This is a genomic window from Klebsiella sp. P1CD1 (assembly GCF_003790505.1).
GTDB lineage: Bacteria > Pseudomonadota > Gammaproteobacteria > Enterobacterales > Enterobacteriaceae > Klebsiella > Klebsiella variicola.
The window spans coordinates 3,943,317-3,965,590 of the sequence record NZ_CP033631.1 but is presented as its reverse complement, the minus strand read 5'-3'; the positions used below and the strand labels follow the sequence as shown (position 1 = coordinate 3,965,590).

Here is a 22,274-nt window from a genome sequence, read left to right as displayed (position 1 = left end):
GCCTGCACGATTAATTGACGGTGAACTCATCGGTACCGAGGTGAGCGTAGTCCACCTTCTGCAGCTGGAAGTTGGTGATGTACACCGGACCGGCCTTTTGCTCAGAGATAAAACGATAGCGCGGGACGATTTCCGCCGCCTTGATCCCGGTCCACTGGGAGAAGAAACTGAGGAAATCATTCGCTGAGCGCTGCGCTTTAATCACTTTATGCGCTTTGTCATCGCTGGACAGCACCATAAACGGCACCTGGAAGTTCTGCTGGAACTTATCGTCATGCGCCAGATACTGCACCTCTTTTCCCCGCTCCTTGAACGCCAGACCATGATCGGAAAAGTAGGTCAGTGAAAAGGTATCGCCGGAGTTTTGCAACTGACTGTATAGCTTAGCCAGCAGCGAATCGGTCTGCATCATGCTGTAGAGATAACAGGAGGTCTCTTTCGACTGGACGAAAACCGTGTACTTGCCTTTGGTCCGATCGCAGGCCTGCGGGTGAGAGCCCATCAGATGCAGGACAATCAGCTGCGGCTGGGTGCGCTGCGTAGAGAGTACCTGCTCGGTCAGCTTTAATAACTGCTCGTCCTGAGTATTTTTATTGGCCTCGAAATCGCCGTTTTTCAGGAACTGGACTTCATCCGCACGTTTGGCGATGCTGGCGATAGCGGTGTCGTACTCGCCAATCTGCCCCTGGTTGGAGAACCACCAGGTCTGGAAACCCGCGCGGTTGGCGAGGGTGACAAAGTTATCCTGAAACTGCGGTTTGCCGTCGACCACCCGGTTAAGCGTCAGGCCGAGCGATTTCTGCGTCGAGCCGCTGGCGGCGACATAGTTGTTAAACAGATAACCGTTTACTGAGCTGGCAAACGGCGTGTTATCCCAGTGGCCGCCGAAGGCGCCTAGGGCGTCGCGACGGGCGCTCTCGCCAATCACCACCACATAAAGATGGTACTTTGGCTTCACCGCCAGCACGTGCCAGCTGTCTTTCATGCCGGCCAGCTGCGCCATTCGCGCCTGCTCGTCCAGCACCTCGTTATTATTCACCACCACGTCTTTCACAAAACGAAAGGCCGGATAACCGGTGTCAATCACCTTGAACACGCCGCCCCAGGCGAGGTTTTGCACCGGCTGCAGAAAGAAGATCCCGACGCTGAACAGCAGGCCCAGGGTCTCCATTTTTCCCCAGCGGGAGGGCTCAACGATCCTGCGGCGGACCGCAATGATCCCCAGTGCGAAAATGAAGACCGCCAGCAGATAGTTGTACCACGGGAAGATGGTCAGAATTTCCGTAGATTCTTCCACGTTGGTCGCGTGCAGCGCCAGCAAGGTGTTGAAATTGGGGGCGCCGTAAGCCTGGCCAAAGGGGTAATACAGGGCCGCCAGCAGCGAATAGGCGCCGACTACCCCTTTCTGGACGCGCGGAAAAGCGCGCCACAGAAGATGTAACACGCAGGTAAATGCCACGGTATAGAGCAGGCTAAATTCATAGCCCAGCGCCAGGTTAATCAACAGCGATTGTAAAAAGTAGAATCCTGTCCATGGGTTCAGTGCCAGTCGGCGGGCGACCAGCGTATCTTTCAGGGTGGTGACATTCATAGTAAACAATCAAAAAGAGGCCATGCGCATCCCCTGGCGACAAGGGGTAAAACCTGCTGGACAGTGCGTGAAGAGGGTCTCTGCGAGCCGCGAATGTGGCAGGGCTGTGCAAAGATAGGGCTTGTAAATGGTAAGGTCAACCAGACATAACAGATTGTTTTGCGAGGGCGCTTACAAAACTTGAAAAAAGGTCAGGGAAACGGGGGAAACCGGTCATTTTGCCGGCAGAAGATGACAGAAAAATGAAGCGGCGTACCGCGACGCCGCCTTAGGAATGGGGTTTGCCCTGCTGTGGTTTACCGTTGATCATCTCGCACAGCATACCGATCAGCATTAATCGTACTTTAAAGGGTGAATGGCTAAACACGTTTAAGCACCTCTTGAATTCGTTCATCTGCTCTCCTCCTGCCTGTTCACGCCGTCAATCCATGATGGCTGTTTGCATTACATACAGATATAGCACAGGCTATATTTTATAGCTATGGCTAAAACGTTAATTTTTTGTGCTCTTGGCGCAATCCATTACAATGTGGATCTTTTTATATGATGCTTGACGCGTCACACGAATGAGGAAGCACAATGAACCGTCGCGCAGGTAAGCCAATAACAAAAAAAGTGACGCAGTTAGTAAATGTTGAAGAGCACGTTGAGGGGTTCCGTCAGGTGCGGGAAGCGCATCGCCGCGAACTGATCGATGACTATGTGGAGCTGATCTCCGATCTGATCAACGAAGTGGGGGAGGCGCGCCAGGTGGATATGGCGGCGCGTCTTGGCGTTTCGCAGCCCACGGTCGCCAAAATGCTCAAACGCCTGGCCAGCGTGGGTCTGATCGAACAGATCCCCTGGCGCGGGATCTTCTTAACCCCGGAAGGGGAAAAGCTGGCCCAGGAAAGTCGCGAACGCCACCAGATTGTGGAAAACTTTCTGCTGGCCATTGGCGTCAGTCCGGAAATCGCCCGCCGCGATGCGGAGGGAATGGAGCATCACGTGAGTGAAGAGACGCTGGCCATGTTCCTGAAATTTACCCAGAAACAGGGATCACAGGAAGCATGACTCTTCCCTTTGTTCAGTCGCTGCTGCGCGACCGTTTTTTACACCTGCTGCTGATTATCGCCTGCGTGCTCAGCGCCATCGTGCCGTTTGTCCCGGCAAGCTGGCCGGCGGCCATTGACTGGCATACCATCATCACGCTCAGCGGCCTGATGCTGTTGACCAAGGGCATTGAACTGAGCGGCTACTTTGACGTGCTGGGGCGGAAAATGGCCCGCCGCTTCGTGACTGAGCGCCAGCTGGCCATCTTTATGGTGCTGGCGGCAGCGCTCCTGTCCACCTTCCTGACCAACGATGTGGCCCTGTTTATTGTGGTGCCGCTGACGCTGACGCTGAAAAAGTGGTGTGCGATCCCGGTTAACCGTCTGATTATCTTCGAAGCGCTGGCGGTTAATGCCGGGTCGCTGCTGACGCCGATCGGCAACCCGCAGAACATTTTGCTGTGGGGACGGTCCGGCCTCTCTTTCGTCGGGTTTATCGGCGAGATGTTACCCCTGGCGGCGGCAATGATGTTGACCCTGCTGGTGCTGTGCTGGTTCTGTTTCCCGGCGAACCGGCTCAGCTACCAGAGTAGCGATAAGGCGCCATCGTGGCAGCCTAAGCTGGTCTGGAGCTGTCTGGGATTGTATCTGGTGTTCCTGACGGCGCTGGAGATGAATCAGGCGCTGTGGGGGCTGGCGCTGGTGTTGCTGGGCTTCCTGATTCTGGCCCGGGCGGTGATCGTCCATGTGGACTGGTCGCTGCTGCTGGTGTTTATGGTGATGTTTATCGACGTCCACCTGCTGACCCAGCTTCCGGCGCTGCATCATGTGCTGAGCGGCGTCGGGACGCTTTCCGGCGGCGGACTGTGGCTGACCGCCATCGGCCTGTCTCAGGTGATCAGTAATGTGCCCTCGACCATTCTGCTGCTCAACTATGTCCCGCCGTCGATACTGCTTGCCTGGGCGGTTAACGTGGGCGGCTTTGGTCTGCTGCCAGGATCGCTGGCCAATATCATCGCCCTGCGCATGGCCAGCGATCGGCGGATCTGGTGGCGCTTCCATCTTTACTCCATTCCTATGCTGCTATGGGCGGCCATCAGCGGCTATTGGCTCTTTAAACTCTGCGCCTGATTTCTGCAGAATTGGGCAAGAAACTGACAGAAACACCCCATTCGCACGCCTCGACACAGCGGTATAACTATACCGCTGACGTTAACCATCCTGTTGAGGAGAGTGCTATGCGATATCAAAAACTGGGCAATACCGGTCTGTTTGTCTCTGAGCTGTGCCTGGGCACCATGACCTTCGGCGGCGAAGAAGGGATGTGGGGCAAAATCGGCCAGCTGCGCCAGGCTGAAGCCGAACAGCTGGTCGGCAGCGCGCTGGACGCCGGGATCAACTTTATCGATACCGCCAACGTCTACTCGGAAGGGCGCTCTGAAGAGATTACCGGTCAGGCGCTGAAAAACCTGAAAATCCCGCGTGAAAACGTGGTGGTGGCGACCAAAGTGTTTGGCGAAACCGGCACCGCCGGCGTGAACTCGCGCGGCAGCTCACGGTACCACATCATGGGCAGCGTGAAGGAGAGCCTGCGCCGCCTGCAGCTCGATCATATCGATCTCTATCAATTGCATGGCTTCGATCCGGCGACGCCGATCGAAGAGACGCTATCGGCCCTGGATACCCTGGTACAGCAGGGGCATGTGCGCTACATCGGTGTTTCAAACTGGGCGGCCTGGCAAATCGCCAAAGCGCTGGGCATCGCGGAACGCCTTGGACTCTCGCGCTTTGCTTCTCTGCAGGCCTACTACACGATTGCCGGGCGTGACCTGGAACGTGAGCTGGTGCCGATGCTGCAAAGCGAAGGACTCGGCCTGATGGTCTGGAGTCCGCTGGCGGGCGGCCTGCTGAGCGGGAAATACCGCCGCGACGGCGAGGCGGAAGCGGGTGGTCGTCGCCTGGCGTTCGACTTTCCGCCCGTGGATAAAGCGCGCGCATTTGATTGCATCGACGTCATGCGGGTGATAGCTGAAGCAAAAGGGGTATCGGTGGCGCAGATTGCCCTGGCGTGGCTGCTGCATCAGCCGGCGGTGACCAGCGTCATTATTGGCGCCAAACGGGCCGAGCAGTTGCAGGATAACATCGCTGCGACCGCTATCCGCCTGAGCGATGATGAGTTGCGCCAGCTTGACGCGGTCAGCGCCCTGCCGCGCGAATATCCGGGCTGGATGCTGGAGCGCCAGGGGGAATATCGTCGTCATCAGCTTGACGCGCAGTAACGCCGTTTTTTCCGTGCCTATAAAGATCGCCGCTTGCGGCGATCTTTTTTGTTTGCCTGGCTCACAGAAAACGATCCGACTTTTGCTTCGGTGGCGGATCTTTTGTATATGACTAGTCATTATAGTTAAATGACTAGTCATATACCGAGGCGCAGCATGAAGAACACACTACCGGCAGATTTTTTATGGGGTAATTCCGTCTCCAGCATGCAGACGGAGGGGGCGTGGAACGAGGGGGGCAAGGGGATGTCGGTGTACGATATTCGTCAACCGGCGGAATTCGCCTCGGACTGGAAGGTCGCGACCGACTCCTATCATCGCTTTCGCGAAGATTTCGATCTGATGCAGGATCTGGGCATGAACTGCTACCGCTTCCAGATCGCCTGGAGCCGGGTGTGCCCGGAAGGGGACGGCGAATTCAATGAAGAGGGGATCGCGTTCTACCATCAGTTTATCGATGAACTCATTGCCCGCGGTATTGAACCGATGATCTGCCTGTATCACTTTGATATGCCGCTGTCGCTGGCGGAGCGTTACAACGGTTTTACCGACCGCCGGGTCATGGACGCCTTTATCCGCTATGGCCAGAAGATGATCGACTGTTACGGCGATAAGGTGAAGTACTGGCTGACCTTCAATGAACAGAACCTCTACCATTCGCCGGAAGCCTTCCTGATCACCGGCTATTTGCGTGGCGATAAAACGCTGCGCGAACTCTACCAGATCCAGCACCACGTGATGATGGCGCATGTCCATCTGACCCACTATCTGCATCAGACGAAGCCGCAGTGCCTGATGGGCGGAATGCTGGCCCATGCGCTGGTCTATCCGGCTACCTGCAAACCACGCGATATTCTCTGCGCCCAGCAACTGGACGAGTTTTTAAACCAGAACCTGCTGCGCGCCTACGCCGGCGAGGGTTATAGCCCGGAAGTGATGCATTTTGTCGCTCGCCAAGGCTTTGACGATATTTATCGCCCTGAAGATATCGCGCTGATGGCGACGGTGAAGGTCGATTATCTGGCGTTCAGCTATTATGCCAGCCGTGCGCTCAATAGCGACGCGATCCCGCCGGGAACGGCGGTCAACAATTACATGCTATTCGGTAATCAGGATAACCCGTACCTGAAAGCGACGGAATGGAACTGGCAGATCGATCCGCTGGGATTTCGCATGATCATCACCCGCTATTACAATGACTGGCGGCTACCGGTGTTCCCGATTGAAAATGGCATCGGGGTGATCGAATCCTGGGATGGCGAACATCCCATTGCCGATGATTACCGCATCGCCTACCATCGCGACCATATTAACGCCATGAAAGCGGCGATATTTGAGGACGGCGCGCAGGTGATTGGCTATCTCGGCTGGGGATTAATCGATATCCTCAGCTCTCAGGGCGATATGCGTAAGCGCTACGGCGTGGTGTACGTCAATCGTGAGAACCATGACCTCAAGGATCTGCGGCGGGTGCCGAAGAAGAGCTATGCGTGGCTAAAGCAGGTGATCCACAGCAACGGCGAAGCGATGTAACAGTGTCCTGGCGGTCAGGTCAAGTATGCTGTCCGCCAGCCACACACAGAATGTAAAAGGACCGGGAATGACGGCGAAGTATCTGCAAATCGCGCGGGAAATAAAAAAACGCATCATCAGCCAGCAGTATCCTGCCAGCGCGCCGCTACCCGACCAGTTTGCGCTGGCGGCGGAGTTCAACACCAGCCGGATGACGATCCAGCAGGCGATGCGTCAGTTAATCGTCGAAGGGCTTATCTATACCCGCAAAGGACTGGGTACCTTTGTGCGGAAAAATTTTCTCCAGCTGTCGCAGTGGGAGTTGCCCGGCAGCGACTATTTTGGCGCCACCAAAACCTGGGAGCATCTTGGCGAGGTACAAAGCGAAGTGGTGCGCTTTGAGGTGCGTTTTCCCAGCGACAAAGAGCAGAGTTCGCTGCTGATTGACGCCGATGCGCCGGTGTATGACTTCGTTCGCCTGCGGTTGCTCAACGGGGAACCGGTGTCGCTGGATCTGACGGTCATGCCGGTGGGGCTAGTGCCGGGGCTCAATAAAAGCCATCTGGAAAGCTCGGTGTTTCGCTATATCCAGGAGACGCTGGGGCTGAAGCTGATGGGATCTTACCGCGTGGTGCGTGCGATGAAGCCGGATGAACTGGATAAATTACATCTTCACTGCGACCTCACCGACCCGGTGCTGGAGGTTGAACAGGTGATCTACCTCGAAGACGGTACGCCGCTGGAGTATGCCCACTGTCACTATCGCTACGATCACGGCGGGATTATTCTGGTGAATAACGGCTAGACCGGGGACCCCTGTTTGCGCAGCGCTTAGCAGGCCCAGGGTGTTGTCAGGTTTGGTAACCCAGGCAAGGCGTCAGCCGCAGCCCGGGGAAATGCAGATAAAAAAACGGCGGGCATCAGGCCCGCCGTTTTTCTTGTCATGCAGAACTTAGTTCAGACGCACCGGCATACCGGAGCGGTTCTGGATAGCCTGCTCAACCACGTTCTGATCGACATCAGACTGGCTGGTGATCGCCTGTACCGGCTGAGTCAGGGTGATCGGCACGATTTCGCCGCCCTGGAACTGCGCTTCGGTGGTCGACAGCGGGTTGTGAACCTCAATGTAACGGCTGCCGTCCGGCTCGGTGGTCGCTTTTACCGGCTCATCGATAAACTGCACGCGGGTGCCGACCGGCACATTCTCAAACAGGAATTTGATGTCATCGTTGCGCAGACGCACGCAGCCGTGGCTCACGCGCAGGCCAATACCAAAGTTAGCGTTGGTGCCGTGGATGGCGTACAGACGGCCAATATATAACGCGTACAGACCCATCGGGTTATCCGGACCGGCCGGTACGACGGCTGGCAGCGGGTTGCCGGCAGCGGCGTATTCAGCGTGCATCTTGGCGGTCGGCGTCCAGGTCGGGCCGGCCTTCTTGCGTTCGACTTTGGTGGTCCAGTTAATCGGCGTATCTTTACCTAACTGGCCGATACCGATCGGCAGAACGATCACGGTGTTGGTGCCTTTCGGATAGTAATACAGACGCATCTCGGCGCTGTTGATGACGATGCCTTCGTGGACGGTGTCCGGCAGGATCAGCTGCTGCGGGATGTTCAGGACGCTACCGCCTTTTGGCAGATAGGTGTCCACCCCCGGGTTGGCTTCCAGCATGTTGGACAGCCCCATCTGATATTTCGCCGCAAAGTATTCCAGCGGCTGCTTGTTATCATCCGGAATGGTGATGACCTGATTCTGACCAACCAAACGGCTGCCGTCGGTCGGCAAAGGATAGGTGACAGCAGACGCTGTATTGCAAAAGCCTACGAGGGCGAAGGCTGCCGCTAAGAGTGTAGATAATTTCATAGTCTTTAATGTCGTGTGCGAAATCAACGCCACACAGGCCTTTGTTAATGATTGAGACAGTAGATGGGAGCGCATTATATGTGCATTCCGCTAAACAGGTAAATCAGATGTGTACGAAATCACATTTTTTTCCCTGTAGCCTCGGCTGACGGGGCTGGCGGATGATGCAATCGCCGCCTCTCACGCGGGTGACAGGGAGGTTATCCTTCCAGTAACCGGTCCTGTAGCGAAGCGCGTGCCGGGGCGGTGAGCTGGTACTCTTCTGCCAGCCAGGCGTCGACCGTGCCATAGCGCTGGTGGATGGCTGACAGCGCGGCGGCGAGATAGGACTCTTTCACCGTCAGGATATCCGCCAGACTCTGGCGTCCCTGGGGCGTCAGGTCGTTGCCCAGCATCTCCAGCATCCAGGCTTCCACTTGTGTCAGCATGCCGTGGGTGAGCAGATACTCCTCCATGACCGTCTCGCTGTCGCATCCGACGGCAAACAGGGTTAACGCGCAGCCGACGCCGGTGCGATCTTTGCCGACGGCGCAGTGTTGCAGTAAAGCGCCTTCAAAAGGCGTGGTCAGCCAGGCGGCGAGCTGGCGATAGGCCGGGTTATTAAAGGGCAACTGGCGATACAGTTGCAGCATAAACTGCTCCCCGTTCAGCGCGTTAAGGGTGGCAGCATTCAGCTCGGTGACTTTCGCATTCACATCGCCGAGCGGCGGATTAGCGGGCGCGTTTAAATAGTGAGTGAGCGGGCTAAGCTTGTCAGGGGTGCGCTGCACTTCGCCGGGGTCGCGATAGTCGAGCACCCGACTGAGCGGCAGCGTCGCCAGATGGTTGAGATCGTCCGCCGTCAACCGATTTAGCGCGCCGGAGCGTAGCAGCTTGCCGCTGCGTACCGTGCGTCCGTCGGCGGCGCGCTGGCCGCCGAGGTCGCGAAAATTGATACCGCCCTGCAGGGATAAAAAAGCCGGGTGTCGCGGTAGGCTGGTGGTCATGGGGTTCCTCATAATGACGTACAGAATAACCGTTTGAGCCCTGGTCTGCGGCTCATCTGACAAAGACCTTAGCACAAGCGCCGCGGCGGAATTTACCGCAGGCCGTGAAAAGTGTGTCATTTGCTGGCATAATGTCTGTTGTGTCACACCCCTCATTCTCTTTTTTCAGGATATCCCCGTGCTAGTATCCAGCAACGTTACCATGCAGTTTGGCAGTAAGCCGCTGTTCGAAAATATCTCCGTTAAATTTGGCGGCGGCAACCGTTATGGTCTGATCGGCGCCAACGGCAGCGGTAAATCGACCTTTATGAAGATCCTCGGCGGCGATCTCGAGCCGACGCTGGGCAACGTTTCTCTCGACCCGAACGAGCGTATCGGTAAGCTGCGCCAGGATCAGTTCGCCTTCGAAGCATTCACCGTGCTGGATACGGTTATCATGGGCCACGGCGAGCTGTGGGAAGTGAAGCAAGAGCGCGATAGCATCTACGCGCTGCCCGAAATGAGCGAGGAAGACGGCTATAAAGTGGCCGACCTGGAAGTCAAATACGGCGAGATGGACGGTTACTCCGCCGAAGCGCGCGCCGGCGAACTGCTGCTCGGCGTCGGCATTCCGGTTGAACAGCATTACGGCCCGATGAGCGAAGTCGCGCCGGGCTGGAAACTGCGCGTCCTGCTGGCGCAGGCGCTGTTCTCCAATCCGGATATCCTGCTGCTCGACGAACCGACGAACAACCTGGACATCGACACCATCCGCTGGCTGGAGCAGACGCTGAACGATCGCGACAGCACCATGATCATCATCTCGCACGACCGTCACTTCCTGAACATGGTCTGCACCCACATGGCGGACCTCGACTACGGCGAGCTGCGCGTCTATCCGGGCAACTACGACGAATACATGACCGCGGCCACCCAGGCGCGTGAGCGTCTGCTGGCGGACAACGCCAAGAAAAAAGCGCAGATTGCGGACCTGCAGTCCTTCGTTAGCCGCTTTAGCGCCAACGCTTCTAAATCACGTCAGGCCACCTCGCGCGCGCGCCAGATTGACAAAATCAAGCTGGAAGAGGTTAAAGCCTCCAGCCGTCAGAACCCGTTTATCCGCTTCGAACAGGACAAGAAACTGTTCCGTAACGCGCTGGAAGTGGAAGCCCTTACCAAAGGCTTTGATGAAGGTCCGCTGTTCAAAAAGGTCAACCTGTTGCTGGAAGTGGGCGAGAAGATTGCCATTCTGGGCGCCAATGGCGTGGGTAAATCCACCATGCTGAAAACTCTGGTAGGCGAACTGCAGCCGGACAACGGCACCGTGAAATGGTCTGAAAACGCGCAAATTGGTTACTACGCGCAGGATCATGAGTACGAGTTCGAAAACGACCTGACGGTCTTCGAGTGGATGAGCCAGTGGAAGCAGGAAAGCGACGACGAGCAGGCGGTACGCAGTATCCTCGGCCGTCTGTTGTTTAGCCAGGACGATATCAAAAAGCCGGCGAAAGTCCTTTCTGGTGGTGAGAAAGGGCGCATGCTGTTCGGTAAGCTGATGATGCAGAAGCCAAACATCCTGATCATGGACGAACCGACCAACCACCTGGATATGGAATCGATCGAATCGCTGAACATGGCGCTGGAGATGTATCAGGGCACCCTGATCTTCGTTTCTCACGACCGCGAGTTCGTCAGCTCGCTGGCGACCCGCGTCCTGGAGATCACCCCAGAACGCGTGATCGATTTCAGCGGTAACTACGAAGACTACCTGCGCAGCAAAGGTATCGAGTAATCCCTGTCCGTTACCCGGGTAGCGGCTACGCCTTACCCGGGCTACGCCTGGCATGTGATCTGTAGGCCCGCGCAAGCGTAGCGCCGCCGGGCAATAACTGCGGGTAAAGAGCCACTTTCGCGCCGGATGGCGGCTGCGCCTTATCCGGCCTACGGTCCGTGCCATTGTGAGCTTAAGAGCTCTATCTTGTACCCATGGTTACTGAAACTGTCCGTTACCCGGGCTACCAAACCGCACAGTGCTGTAGCCCCGGTAAGCGGTAGCGCCACCGGGGATTTTGAGGCCACCCGTTTGTAGCCCGGATTAGCGTAGCGCAATCCGGGAACATCATAAAATCCAGGCCGGGCAAGGCGTAAGCCGCCGCCCGGCATATCGCTTAGCGCCTCCACTCGGTCCCTTCAACGCCATTCACCAGCAGCTTGCGCTTTTCTCCCGCCGGTAATGACAGCTTCAGCGCTTTCCACGCCGGACGGTAGCTGCCGCGAGCGTTGATATTCAGGTTTATGCTGTTGGCGCTGCAGATCATTTCCCACTCCAGCCATAGCGCATCCCCCTCTTTATAGCCCCAGCTTTCGCCGTCGTCTTCAAACAGCAGACCGCGGGTTGAGCCGGTACCTTTCAGCGGGAACAACTGCAGTTCGCGACGATCGTCTTTTTGCGCATCGACGTGGCTGATACGTTCACTAAGCGGCAGACCGGCGCCGGCGCGGACCAGCAGCGGCAGTTTTTCCAGCGGCGCGTCCAGCGTCACCCACTGGCCGCCGGCGAACCACTGGTGGCTGTAAAAATCGTACCAGCCGTCCTGATTATCGGGCAGCCACAGCTGGCGTTGACGGGCGCCGGGCTCGACCACGCTGGCCACCAGCAGATCGCGACCCAGCAGGAAGTCATCGCACTCGGCGAAGGTCTGGGTATCGTGCTGGTGATCGAGGAAGGTCGGGCGCAGCATGGGTTCGTCATCGGCATGCGCCTGCCATAACAGGGTGTACAAATAGGGCAGCAGACGGTAGCGCAGCTCGATGGCTGAGCGGATCGCCGGGGTGATTTCCGGGTACATCCAGGCTTCATTGACCGTCTGGTCGTCATTCCACGAGTGAATGGTAAAGCGCGGATGCATCACGCCGTTTTGTACCCAGCGCACGAACAGCTCCGGCTCGGGTTTATCGCCGGAGAAACCGCCGACGTCATGGCCGACGTTAAACAAGCCGGAAAGACTCATCCCTAATCCCATACGGGTGTTATAGCGCAGCGTATCCCAGTTGGTGCGGTTGTCGCCGCTCCAGGTCTGTACGTAGCGCTGCATCCCGGCGCAGCCGGAGCGGGAGATCAGATACGGGCGCTTTTGCGGCGCAAAGCGTTGCTGCGCTTCCAGCGAGGCGCGCATCATCAATAGCGGCATCACCGGACGAATATGCTTAATGGCGATTTCGCGGCCAAAGCCGTAGCAGCGCGCCTCGCCGTCCCACACCTCATACTCGTTATTATCGTTCCAGGTCGAATCGATACCCATCTCCAGTAGCTGGGTGGTCACGCCTTCCTGCCACCAGGCCACGGTGTGCGGGTTGGTGAAGTCGAGATGCGACCCTTCATCATCCCAGAAGCTGGAGCGCTCCGGCGCGTCGGTTTGCGAATCGCGAATAAACAGGCCGCGCTCCGCCACTTCGCCATAGCGCGGATGATCCTGCAGCAGGCAGGGTTTGATATTGGCGGCCAGCTTCAGCCCGGCGTCGTGGAACGACTGGCTCATCACTTTTGGCTGCGGCACTTTGTCGTAGTTCCAGTTAAAGACGTAGCGCTTGCCGTTGATCGAGGTATAGCCGGAAGAGAGCTGGAACGAATCGCAGGGGATCGCATGCTGCTCGCACAGGCGGATGAAGTTCATCAGCTGATTTTGCGCATCCGGCGCGTCGGTGTAGTGCATCGTGGAGCCGCTGTAGCCGAGGCTCCATTTTGGCCCGAACAAGGTTTTACCGGTCAGGCGGACGAAGGCTTTGGTCACATCCAGCACCTGTTTACCGGTAAACAGGTAATAATCGATATCGCCGGCCTCCGCCTGCCAGCGGCGATAGGCGGTGTGGTAGTTGTCGATTTCATTGCCCAGATCCAGCCAGCAGCTGCTCAGGTTGTCATAGAACAGGCCGTAGCTGATATCGCTGCGCTGGGTGATGGTAAACGGAATATGTTTATAAAGTGGATCGGTGCTGACGGCGTTGTAGCCCATGGCATCGAGGTTACGCATTTCATAGCGCTTACCGTTGCGCTGCAGGTCGCCGGCCTTTTCGCCCAGGCCGTAGAAACGCTCATCTTTGCGGCGGCTCAGATAATGGGCGACGCCGTCGCCGTGAGCGTTTGCCAGATAGGCGCTGGTGGGGCGGTCACTGGCGAGCGTCTGCCACTCGCCGGCGTCGTCGCGATAGCTCCACTCCAGCCAAAGCGGCTGGTGGACGGTGACGCGCAGCTGGCGGGTGGCGATGGTCAGCGCGTCATCTTCTTTGGTCATCTGCCAGGCCGGGAGGCTAAAACCGCTGAGGTCATCCCGCGCGCGGCCTTCCCACGGCACATCCTGCTGCGGGGCGATACTCCAGGTGCGATCCAGCGCCAGTTGGCCCTGGCGCTTCAGCAGGACGCGGAATAAATTCTCTTCCAGCACGTACAGACACAAAGTGTGCTGACCATCAACGGTCAATTCAACGTGATGCTCCAGCTGTTGGTGCAAACTCCAGTGTTTCAACGTCTTCATATTTTACATCCACTCTCAGGCGCGCTTGGCGCGACGTTCAGCAATAAATGCCACCAGGAAAACGGCGCCAATCAGGTCAAAGAACCCCATGGCGATAAACAGCGGGTTGAAGCCAATTTTGTCGGCGGTCACCCCGATTAATAATGAGAACAGGAAGCTGGCGATCCACGCCGCGGAGCCGCGCATACCGTTGACCGTCGCCATTTGTCCCTTGTCGAAAGACTCCACCACCAGCGCGCTGAGCATGCAGGAGATGATCTGATGGCCGAAACCACCAATGGAGATCAGGATGATGGTGATATAGGGATCGCGAGTAATGGCGACCAGGGCCAGCGAGATCATCAGAAACGCGCCGGTTACCGAGCTGGCGATAACCGAGTTGACTCGCGTGCAGCCGAACCAGCGAACGTACAGGCGGGTGAGATAGCCGCTGACCACGCTGCCAAGATCGGCGGCGAGGAACGGCAGCCAGGCGAACATCGCGATCTGCTTCAGATCCATGCCGTGCTCTTTCGCCAGGTACAGCGGCACCCAGAAGCTCAGTACCGCCCAGGCAGGCTCGGCCATAAAGGCGGGGATGGCGATCCCATAGAAACGTTTATTCTTCGAGACGGTTTTGAGCGCGGTAAAGAAGGGCTGTTTCACCGGCGGGGCTTCGTTATCCTGCTTGATGTACTCCAGCTCGCTTTTGCTGAGGTTCGGGTGCTTTTCCGGGTTCTGATAGAAAGCCCACCACAGCACTACCCACAGCAGCGCCAGCGCGCCGGTAAACATAAACGCCCCCTGCCAGCCGAAGGAGGCGTGGGCGAAGTAGATAATCGGCGGGGCCAGCATTGCGCCGATAGAGAAGCCGACGCCAGCCCAGCCGGCGGCGATTGGCCGTTCAGATTTCGGGAACCACTCGCCGATGGTTTTGGCGTTCGCCGGCGTGGCGGCCGCCTCGGCGCCGCCCATAAAGAAGCGCAACATAGCCAGGTGCAGCCAGCTGCCAGCCCCGGCGTGGGCGATACAGGCCAGCGCCCACAGGGTAGCGCAGATCATAAACCCGAGCTTCAGGCCGATGACGTCGATAAGCCAGCCACAGAGCGGCTGGAAAATCGTGTAAGCCAGCTGAAACGCGCCGACGATCCAGGAATATTGTTCGGTGGTAATACCGAGCGTCGCTTTCAGTTCCGGGGCGATAATCCCCAGCGAGTTACGTGTGATGTAGTTGACGGTGACGCCGAGTAAAAACAGGACCAGCACCCACCAGCGCAGGTTTTTTACCACCCGGCGCGTTTTACTGACCGCGATATCATTGTTGAGGCCTTGACTCATAGCACACTCCACAAGACGTTGTAGGGGGAAAGTGACGGCCTCTTTCCCTGAGTGGTCACATAGTTTTTTTAACTATTTGAATAGTCTATTTTTTATCTCAACATCATTGGTATAACTAGTATGGGAGATGTTGGACCAATTCAGGCTAAGGGAGAAAAAACGTCGGGCAAAGTGCTATTTATGCAACTTTTTTCATGAAATGACCGAGATCTCAAATTTCGCTCTGTCATTTGCTTACAGGAAGCGCTTTGGCGATTATGAAAATTCTTTCATTTTCCAATCGGAGCTGGATCACAAAATGGATAAAAAGCTGCGCGTCGCCGAAATCGCCGCCCGCACCGGGCTGTCGGCCAGCACCGTTTCGCGCGTCCTGGCCGGAAAGGCGAATACCAGCGATAAGGCGCGCCGGGCGGTGCTGGAGTGCGCCCGCGAGCTGGGGGTCATGCAGGGACTGGCCGCCGGGCGTCTGCTGCTCAATAATCTGCTGGTGTTTGCTCCGCAGCGCGCCTTCGATGAGCGATCGGATATCTTCTACTACCGGGTGATCCAGAGCATCAATAACGCGCTGGCGGCGCATGAAGTGCGCCTGCGCTACTGCGCACTGGACGAGAACGACAGCGACGCCAACCTGTTTCTTGCCCGCATGAACGAAGCGGAGACCCAGGCCGCGGTGCTGCTGGGGATCGACGATCCGCATATTCATGGCCTGGCGGCGGATGTGGGCAAACCCTGCGTATTGATCAACTGTCGGGATGAAGGGATGCGGCTGCCGTCCATTGCCCCCGACCATCGTCTGATTGGCCAGTGCGCCGCCCGCTATCTGTTTGATATGGGCCATCGGGCGGTGATGAACGTGATGTGCCTGCGCCGCTATACCATGGAGCTGCGGCTGGGCGGGATCCAGGAAGCATGGCGCGCGCGCAATCTGCGCTTTACCGCCAGCCGGGATCTCATCAGCGTCGCCAACTTTAGCGCCAGAGAGACGGAAGAGCAGGTAGGGGCCTGGCTTGACGGCTTACAGGGGCGCCCGATGCCTACCGCCTTCCTGGTAGGCGGCGATTTTATGGCCGCCGGCACCGTCAGCGCCCTGCAAAAACGAGGCCTGCGGGTGCCGCAGGATGTTTCGGTAATGAGTATCGACGGGTTTAATCTGGCGGCGATCCAGGAGGTGCCGCTGACCGCGGTGCATGTGCCGCGAGATGAGCTGGGCAGCGAGGCGGTGCATCTCCTGCAGCAGCGCCTGCTGCGCCCGGAGGCGCCGCACGGCTCGCTACTGTTGCACGGCACGCTGGTGGTACGTGATTCGGTACGGCGGATCCGGCCGGGCAAAGGCCATACCGCCGTGGAGCCGCAGGGGCTGTATGACGATTAAACCGGGATACCCAGCGCCCGTTTCCCGTGAATATTCAGATCTTCCAGGGTGAAGCGCCCCTGCCAGCTGGCCTCATAGTCCTCGCGCGGGAAATCCCCCGGCGAGGCCCCTTTTTCCAGAGCAATTTTCACTTTCTGCGCGTAGGCGAGGTTCTTTTCGCACATCGGCGCGGCCGGGATGTACATCACGTTGCCCCAGCCCTGTTGATTTTCCACCGGCGCCACTGAGTGAATAACATCGCAGTGCCACCAGACGGAATCGCCAGCGTTCAGCGCCGGAATCGAGCTTAACGCTTTAATTAAGAGTGGGTGCCATTGCTCAGAGATCGGCAGCACTCTGCCCGGCGCGACGCCGCACAGCTCATCTTCCGGCACATCGTCGAGCAGGGGGCGCAGCAGCACATAAGCCATCGCCTCCGGGATCGGCACCACGTGTAGCAGCCCCTGACCCGGGATCATGTCCGACAGCGCGGTCCAGCCCTGGAAGGTGCGGAACACCGAGCATTTGGTGGTGTTGTCGACGGTGTACTCTTCCACTTCGGTACGGTGCGCGGCGTCCCACGGATCGTAGGCGTCGATATTGCCATTAAAGACGTTGGCGAAAACCTGCTGATAGGCGGGAAGCAGCCAGCGCTCCAGCGCGCCAGAATCGGTATGCGCCCCCAGCCCCTTTGACGTGGTTCCCGGCGGGCGGCGGCGGATACGGTCAGGGTAAATCACGCTGACATCCGGATCGAACCAGCGCTTGCCATTCTGTTCAAAGCGCCACAGGCGATTGAGGAAGGATTGCACCGCCGCCATTTCATCACTCTGTCGCGCCTGCATTTGCGAGGGGGACCAGTAGATCGGATAGATTTCCGGACGCGAAGCCTCCAGCGAACCGAAGAAGCTGTCGCCAGGTCCTTTGTAAACATCATCGAAATGGTTCAGATCGAGGTATTCCAGCATCGCGTTGTCCCAGGCCAGCGCCTGTTCGCGCGGGTAGTGTCCTTTGATCACTGCGCAGCCCCGGCGCTTAATCGCCGCGCGCTGCTCATCGCTCACTTTTCCTTCGGCGATATCGCTGAACGGGATCGTCGGCCAGACCTCCTGGCCTGTGGCTTTCAGGGCATTAATCTCGTCCAGGCGCTCGCTGATACGCGCCGAGAGTTTATCGAACACTGCCTGGACATCGCCAATTTGTGCCCGTAAGGCCTGTTTCATCTGGCGAATTGCCGCTTTGTGGTCGGCAGGTAATGTTTCGTGGGTCGGGAGAGCAGCCATAATAACCTCGCTGTATCTTTCATTCGAAAGTGTTAAATCTTACAAACGTTAATTTAAGTTAAAATGGAGTTAATGCAAGTTTAAAATCTTGCTACGGCGCACAAAATGGAAAAACCGGGGCGCGATGCCCCGGCGAAGGGTCACGCGTTGAAGGGAGCGGTATTATCGAGGACGGCCTGAATGACGTTCAGCGCGCCGTCATGGTTATTATCGTCAGTGGCGTAGCCGGCGATAGCCTTGATGGTGTCGGCGGCGTTACCCATGGCGAAAGCGTATTTCACCAGCTTCAGCATTTCGGCGTCGTTGCCGCTGTCGCCGATGGCCACGCACTGCTGGGGTGAAAGGTTCCAGCGTTTGAGCAGGCGGCTGATGCCGTTGGCTTTATGCAGGCCGGGGATAATCAAATCGACAAAGCCAAAGCCGCTGGTGACCGGCTTCATGATCCCGTCGAGCGACACGTGCAGTTTATCGATCAGCTGTGGGATCTCGCTGTCCGGCAGGTTGAGGGAGAATTTGAACAGCGTGTCGTCGATGCGATGGTAATCGCTTACCCGCTGCAGACGGTGGTAGTGCTTTGACATCAGGTCGACGAAGGCATCCGGAGCTTTATCGCTCACATACGCGCTCTGCAGGCCGCAGGCGACAAAGTTGAGCTGCGGATCTTTGAGCAATTCGCCAATCACCACCTGTGATTCGTGGCGGGTCAGTTCGCCGTGGAACAGCTGCTTGCCATGCTCAAAGACCAGCGCGCCGTTTTCGGCGACGAACGAAATCTGCTCGCGGATCTCCGGGAAGAAGGAGATCAACTGATAGTACTGGTTGCCGCTGGCGACAACAAATTCAATGCCGCGCTGCTGCAACTGGGCGAATTGCGCCAGAAACCGTGAGCGATCGTAGGTTTTGGCGTCATTGAGAAAAGTTCCGTCCATATCGGTGACGATAACTTTAACGGTCATAAGGGGATGCTCCTGGCTTAACTTCGACCAGTAACATTCTAATTACAATGTGATGGGGAGCACAAATTTATTTCGAATGAAAGTTCACTCAGCGCAGAAAATGCCGGGTGGCAACGTTGCCTTACCCGGCCTGCAGAACAGGGTAGGCCCGCTAAGCATAGCGCCAGCGGGCACGAAGGGTTACAGCGTATGTTCGGTTCGGGCGATGATATCGTCCTGGGTATCCGGCGACAGGGCGGTGAAGAACGCCGAGTATCCGGCGACGCGGACCACTAAATCGCGGTACTGGTCAGGGTGTTTCTTCGCCTCCAGCAGCGTGTCGCGGGACACGATGTTGTACTGGATATGCCAGCCTTTGTGCACCTCGAAGAAGGTGCGCAGCAGCACCATCAGCTTCTGCTTGTCGGACTCATTCTCCAGGGTGGACGGATTCAGCTTCTGGTTAAGCAGCACGCCGCCGAGGATCGCGCCGGTGGGGAGTTTGCCCACCGAACTGATGACCGCTGTCGGCCCCAGATGGTCGGTACCGGAGGCCGGGCTGGCCCCTTCCGCCAGCGGGGTGTGCGCTTTACGGCCATCCGGTGTCGCCATCGTCTGGGCGCCGAACGGAACGTTGGCGGAGATAGACGACGTGCCAGCGTAATAGTTGCCGCCGATTGGGCCGCGGCCATAGCGCGGGTTGTGATACTGCTTCAGCTCGTAGATATAGGTCTGGTAGGCCCGCGCCAGCAACTCGTCGACGCTGTCATCATCGTTACCGTACTTCGGCGCGCCGTTGATCAACCGCTGGCGCAGTTGCTCGTGGGTCAGACCGTCGAAATCTTCCGCCAGCGCCTTCGCCAGTTCCTGCTGGCCGATGGCGCCCTGATCGAAGACCAGTTTTTTCACCGCCGCCAGGCTGTTGCCGAGGTTGGCGATACCCACCTGCAGGCCGGAAACCCAGTCATATTTCGCGCCGCCTTGCTTGATGCTTTTCGCCCGTTCGATACAGTCATCCACCAGCGCCGAACAGAGAATATCGTGGACGTTTTCCTCCAGCATGGTATCGACCACGTACTCAATCTCAATGGATTTACGGGTGTAGTAGCGGATCTGGTTATCCCAGTCTGCCAGCACCTGGTCGAAATTAGCGAAGTTGCCTTTCGACAGGGCATGCTCCTGGGGCAGGAATACCTGACCGCTGGTGGCATCGCGGCCACCTTCCAGCGTCGCCAGCATCACCCGCGCGAAGTTGATAAAGCTCATGCCGGTGCAGCGGTAGCCCCATTTGCCGCCAACCGCGGTTTCGATGCAGCCGATGGCGGCGTAATCGTAGGCGTCCTGCGGCTCGATGCCGAGTTTGATAAATTCCGGGATGACGATTTCGTCGTTATTAAACGCCGGCATGCCGAAGCCGCAGCGGATCACCTGGACGCAGGCGTCGAGGAAGTCGTTGCTCATCCCGGCATGGTAACGCACGCTGAGGTTCGGCTGGGTAGAGCGCAGACGACCACAGGATTCCAGGATGGCATACGACAGCGGGTTGACGGCGTCCTGCGGCTGGCCGTCGACCAGGTTCTGGCCGCCAATGGTGACGTTCTGGTACAGCGGGCTGCCGGCAGAGGCCTTGGAGTGCGAGCCGGAGCGAATTTTGTTGACCTCCAGCAGCTTCAGCCAGCAGCTGTGCAGCAGCTCAATGGCCTGTTCGCGATCCAGCGACTGCTGCAGTTCAACGTCGCGACGGTAGTACGGATAGAGGTACTGGTCCATACGGCCAAAGGAGACCGAGTGGCCATTGGATTCAATCTGCAGGATAAGCTGAATGAAGTAGCACAACTGCAGCGCCTGCCAGAAGGTTTTCGGCGGCTCATGGGCGATGATGTCGCAGTTTTCGGCTATCGTCAGCAGTTCGTGGCGGCGTGATTCACGGGATTCTGCTGTCGCCATCTCGCGCGCCAGCGCGGCGAAGCGTTTGCTGTGGTCGCTGACCGCTTCCAGAACGATATCAATCGCTTTCAGGAACTGCTCGCCGTGCAGGTCTTCCAGTACCGTCAGGTTAATGCGCGACCGGCGTTCAGCAACCTTGGCGCGCATGCCGTCGAGGCCTTTCTCCAGCAGTAACGGGAAGTTGACCGCCAGGTGGGCGTCACCGGAAGTCATGTTGCCTTCCGCCTTGATAATACCGGTGGCGAGGAGCGCCTTCTGCTCATCGGTAAACATACCGTAGCAGCGGTCCTGTACGGTCTGCCCGCGCCACCATGGGCACACTTCATGCAGCACGCGTTTGTTCTCTTCGCTGACCGAGAAGCCGGCGCCGGGGCGGTCGGCAAGATCGTCGATCTCTTTCTCAATCCAGCTGACGGTGTATTCCGGGAAAATCGGCGCAGCGCGCACTTCGCTGGCTTGGTTGCCGACGATCAGTTCGTCGTGCTTGATCCAGATGGTGCGCTCGGCAAGGTGATGCGCCAGCGCCAGGGCGCGACGCACCGGGATTGGCTTATCAAGATGCTGCTGATACATCTCGGTGTAGTGGCGGGCGCGTTCGGTACAGACCGGCGGTTTGACAATATGCACCAGCGCCATTTTATGGGCCTGGATGCGGGCGCTGAGGGTATTGAGTTTGAGAGTCGTCATAAGGTTATCCTCGTAAGATCGCCGTTAGCCCCTTGCTCCGCGCATAATCCTGCGCGAAGGCGAGCAGCTCAGGAGCATCCAGCGGTTTGTCCGGTGCGGTGTAGGGCTGACTGAGTAACTGGTATTTGTTCATTCCCAGCGTGTGGTACGGCAGGAAATGGATCTCGCTGACCTGCAGGCGGTCGGCGGCAAAATCGGTGATCGCGGCAATGTCGGCTTCACTGGCGTTGAATCCCTGGATCAGCGGCACGCGAATAATCATTTTTTTCCCTGCCTGCGCCAGTCGCTGCAGGTTATCCAGCACCCGGCGGGCGCTGCCGTCGGTCCACTGCTGGAAAACGGCCTCGTCGACGTGTTTCAGGTCGGCGAGAAACAGGTCGACAAAGGGTAAAGCCGGTTCAATGTATTTCCACGGCACGTGCAGGCAGGTTTCCACGGCGGTGTGAATACCTGCCTGATGGCTGGCTTCGAAAAGCGCCTGCGCCAGCGTCGGGTTCATAAAGGGTTCGCCGCCGGAAAGGGTGATGCCGCCGCCGCTGCGATCGTAGAACGGTTTATCACGCAGCACCGTCGCCATGATCGCTTCGACGTTTTTCTCCTCGCCGCAGACCGTTAGCGCGGTGGTGGGGCAGCAGTCACGCAGCGCAGTAATATGCTTGTCGTTAACGTTTTGCCGATCAATGATCAAACCATCGAGGGTACGGGTGATAACCTCCGGCGCCGCCTGCTGGCACAGATCGCAGCCGGCCAGGCACAGCCGCGAGTCATACAGCAGATCTTCGCTGCGGGCGCGGCTTTCCGGGTTCTGGCACCAGCGGCAGCCCAGCGAGCAGCCTTTCAGGAAGACGACGGTACGGATCCCTGGGCCGTCATGGGTGGAGTAGCGCTGGATGTTGAAGATCATGGCTTATCCTCTTGTTTGCGTATGAATATAAAAACACTTTCGAATGAAAGTTATATTGACGCAAATCAACAAG

16 protein-coding genes and 1 pseudogene are annotated in these 22,274 nt (G+C 57.7%); 7 read left to right on the top strand and 10 right to left on the bottom strand.

Annotated features, from left to right (window positions below; translation table 11 throughout):
• Positions 1-10: 10 nt before the first annotated feature.
• Together DTA24_RS19715 and mntS are read right to left on the bottom strand one after the other, a co-directional pair.
• Positions 11-1,591 (bottom strand): phosphoethanolamine transferase, encoded by a 1,581-nt coding sequence (locus tag DTA24_RS19715; RefSeq protein WP_039102993.1) that lies wholly within the window; start codon positions 1,589-1,591, stop codon positions 11-13.
• A 268-nt stretch (positions 1,592-1,859) separates the two neighbouring features.
• A complete protein-coding gene (gene mntS, locus DTA24_RS19710; RefSeq protein WP_012542374.1) occupies positions 1,860-1,985 on the bottom strand; it encodes a manganase accumulation protein MntS in 126 nt (41 codons plus the stop codon).
• Between the two features lie 185 nt (positions 1,986-2,170).
• Here mntS and mntR point away from each other — a divergent pair, with 185 nt between their 5' ends.
• From mntR to DTA24_RS19685, 5 genes are all read left to right on the top strand, one after another.
• Entirely contained in the window at positions 2,171-2,644 is a 474-nt protein-coding gene (gene mntR / locus DTA24_RS19705) for a manganese-binding transcriptional regulator MntR (protein ID WP_008805779.1), read from the top strand.
• Positions 2,641-3,753: an anion transporter gene (locus DTA24_RS19700; protein WP_012542373.1), complete on the top strand. Its 1,113-nt coding sequence runs from the start codon at positions 2,641-2,643 to the stop codon at positions 3,751-3,753. The genes mntR and DTA24_RS19700 overlap by 4 nt, the downstream gene beginning before the upstream one ends.
• 107 nt (positions 3,754-3,860) lie before the next feature.
• Positions 3,861-4,901: an aldo/keto reductase gene (locus tag DTA24_RS19695; protein ID WP_008805781.1), complete on the top strand. Its 1,041-nt coding sequence runs from the start codon at positions 3,861-3,863 to the stop codon at positions 4,899-4,901.
• Positions 4,902-5,057: 156 nt separating this feature from the next.
• The gene (locus DTA24_RS19690) at positions 5,058-6,434 is read left to right on the top strand and encodes a glycoside hydrolase family 1 protein (protein ID WP_012542372.1); all 1,377 of its coding nucleotides are present in this window, start codon (positions 5,058-5,060) and stop codon (positions 6,432-6,434) included.
• Positions 6,435-6,501: 67 nt separating this feature from the next.
• A complete protein-coding gene (locus DTA24_RS19685) occupies positions 6,502-7,218 on the top strand; it encodes a GntR family transcriptional regulator (protein ID WP_016160535.1) in 717 nt (238 codons plus the stop codon).
• A gap of 147 nt (positions 7,219-7,365) precedes the next feature.
• Here the strand turns inward: DTA24_RS19685 and ldtB are convergent, their stop codons facing one another.
• Both ldtB and DTA24_RS19675 read right to left on the bottom strand, forming a co-directional pair.
• The gene (gene ldtB, locus DTA24_RS19680; RefSeq protein WP_008805784.1) at positions 7,366-8,280 is read right to left on the bottom strand and encodes a L,D-transpeptidase; all 915 of its coding nucleotides are present in this window, start codon (positions 8,278-8,280) and stop codon (positions 7,366-7,368) included.
• Between the two features lie 200 nt (positions 8,281-8,480).
• Positions 8,481-9,396 (bottom strand): annotated as a pseudogene (locus tag DTA24_RS19675) (tyrosine-protein phosphatase).
• Between the two features lie 48 nt (positions 9,397-9,444).
• Between DTA24_RS19675 and DTA24_RS19670 the strand changes: the two are divergent.
• The gene (locus DTA24_RS19670; RefSeq protein ID WP_123837034.1) at positions 9,445-11,037 is read left to right on the top strand and encodes an ABC-F family ATPase; all 1,593 of its coding nucleotides are present in this window, start codon (positions 9,445-9,447) and stop codon (positions 11,035-11,037) included.
• A gap of 376 nt (positions 11,038-11,413) precedes the next feature.
• Here DTA24_RS19670 and DTA24_RS19660 read toward each other — a convergent pair whose 3' ends face one another.
• A complete protein-coding gene (locus tag DTA24_RS19660) occupies positions 11,414-13,777 on the bottom strand; it encodes a glycoside hydrolase family 31 protein (protein ID WP_039102994.1) in 2,364 nt (787 codons plus the stop codon).
• Positions 13,778-13,792: 15 nt separating this feature from the next.
• Positions 13,793-15,094, bottom strand: coding sequence for an MFS transporter (locus tag DTA24_RS19655; RefSeq protein ID WP_012968650.1), 1,302 nt, complete (start codon positions 15,092-15,094; stop codon positions 13,793-13,795).
• A gap of 298 nt (positions 15,095-15,392) precedes the next feature.
• Between DTA24_RS19655 and DTA24_RS19650 the strand changes: the two genes are divergently transcribed.
• A complete protein-coding gene (locus tag DTA24_RS19650) occupies positions 15,393-16,466 on the top strand; it encodes a LacI family DNA-binding transcriptional regulator (RefSeq protein ID WP_016160537.1) in 1,074 nt (357 codons plus the stop codon).
• Here the strand turns inward: DTA24_RS19650 and DTA24_RS19645 are convergent.
• The 4 genes from DTA24_RS19645 to DTA24_RS19630 form a co-directional block, all read right to left on the bottom strand.
• A complete protein-coding gene (locus DTA24_RS19645; protein ID WP_008805790.1) occupies positions 16,463-17,728 on the bottom strand; it encodes a DUF1479 domain-containing protein in 1,266 nt (421 codons plus the stop codon). The two genes, DTA24_RS19650 and DTA24_RS19645, sit on opposite strands and share 4 nt — an antisense overlap.
• 140 nt (positions 17,729-17,868) lie before the next feature.
• Entirely contained in the window at positions 17,869-18,684 is an 816-nt protein-coding gene (locus DTA24_RS19640; protein WP_008805791.1) for a Cof-type HAD-IIB family hydrolase, read from the bottom strand.
• A 180-nt stretch (positions 18,685-18,864) separates the two neighbouring features.
• Entirely contained in the window at positions 18,865-21,297 is a 2,433-nt protein-coding gene (locus DTA24_RS19635; protein WP_032735022.1) for a formate C-acetyltransferase/glycerol dehydratase family glycyl radical enzyme, read from the bottom strand.
• 4 nt (positions 21,298-21,301) lie between these two features.
• Positions 21,302-22,201 (bottom strand): glycyl-radical enzyme activating protein, encoded by a 900-nt coding sequence (locus DTA24_RS19630; protein ID WP_008805793.1) that lies wholly within the window; start codon positions 22,199-22,201, stop codon positions 21,302-21,304.
• Positions 22,202-22,274: the final 73 nt, after the last annotated feature.